Source organism: Mycobacterium sp. (assembly GCF_050701675.1).
In the GTDB taxonomy this organism is placed as follows: domain Bacteria; phylum Actinomycetota; class Actinomycetes; order Mycobacteriales; family Mycobacteriaceae; genus Mycobacterium.
The window spans coordinates 1-1,558 of sequence record NZ_JBOGDD010000631.1; the positions used below are offsets into that span (position 1 = coordinate 1).

The following is a 1,558-nucleotide window of genomic DNA, read 5'->3' on the forward strand; positions in this document are numbered from 1 at the left end:
TACCAGCAGAGCCAGCAGGGCAGCACCGTCACCGTGCGGGCGCGCGTCCGCACCGCCGACGGCACCATCATCGAGGACACCCAGAGCGTCGTGCTGCCCGACACCCGGCCGGCGACGCCGACCGCGACGCAGGCGACGGCGACGGTGACCGCGACGGGGACCCATACGGGCACGCCGACGCCGACCGTCACCGGCACCCTGCCGGCGACCAGTACGGCCTCGCCCACCGCCACGCCGACGCTGGCGGCGGCCTCGGTACAGTTCGTCACCGCCCAGCCCAGCGCGATCGGCGTGCGCGCCTCGGGTCTCACCGAACAGTCGGTGCTGACCTTCCGGGTCACCGACTCCGGCGCCGGCCCGGCGCGCAACCTGCCGGTGACCTTCGCCATCACCGCCGTCGGCGGCGAGTCGGTCTCGCCGGTCATGGCCATCACCGACGCCAACGGCCAGGTCACCACCACGCTGACCAGCGGCACCCGCACCACCTCGGTGCAGGTGATCGCCCGGGTCGATGCCAACAACGACGGCACGCCCGATCTCTTCGCTCAATCGACCGCGGTCAACATCCTCGGCGCGCCGCCGGCCCAGACGCGCTTCAGCGTCCGGCCGGAACAGCTCAACGTCGCCGGCCGCGTGCGCTTCGGCCTCGAGGACGAGGTCTCGGCCTTCGTCAACGATCGCTTCGGCAACGCCGTCCCGCCGGGCACCGCGGTGAGCTTCGTCACCAACGGTGCCAGCATCGTCGATCCGACCACGACCGGGACCAACGGTGTGGCGACGGCGACCCTGATCACCGAAGGGCAGGTGCCGCCGACCGGTATCGTCTCCATCATCGGCTTCACCCGCGGCGAAGAGGGCTTCCTCGACAACAACGGCAGCGGCGTCTTCGATGCCGGCGACACGGTCTCCACCGACAACGTGGCCGAGCCCTTCGCCGACTTCCGCCCACTGCCGCCGAGCGACTTCTCCTGCATCCTCCCGTCGCCCAGCCCGTACTGCAACTTTGCCTTCGATCCGGGCACCTTCTTCGAGCTCTTCATCGACACCGGCGCGCTCAACGGCGTGTGGGACACGCAGGGCACCTCGGGCGCCTGGGACGACGACATCCTGGTCTTCGATACGACCACGGTGACGTTCTCCGGCCCGACCCAGCTGCCGGTCGCCAGCCCGTCCGTCTTCGACATCCCGGACGGCGGCGCGCAGAGTTTCGAACTGCTGGTGCACGACGACCTGGTCAACCCGCTGGTCGGCGGCTCGACGATCTCGATCGTCTCCAACGTCGGCACGATCATCAACGGCGACATCACCATCCCCGACGGCCAGTCGTTCAACCAGCTGGTCGACGGCCTGACCCGCTTCCACTTCACCCTGCTCGACGACCAGCCGGGCATGGGCGATACCGATCAACAGGTGCGCATCACCGTCGAGGTGACGTCGGAGAACGGCGACGTCGCCCTCATCGCCGCCCAGGGCATCCTGCGCCGCCCGCCGGCGACGCCGACCCCGGTGGCGACGGCCACCCCGGCCCCGTAATCGCACCGCCGGCCCGGTGCGAGGC

1 pseudogene is annotated in these 1,558 nt (G+C 70.5%); it reads left to right on the forward strand.

Going from position 1 to position 1,558, the window contains the following annotated elements:
• Positions 1 to 1,533: pseudogene (locus tag ACRDUX_RS19410) on the forward strand (hypothetical protein); the annotation flags it as partial.
• Positions 1,534 to 1,558 lie beyond the last annotated feature (25 nt).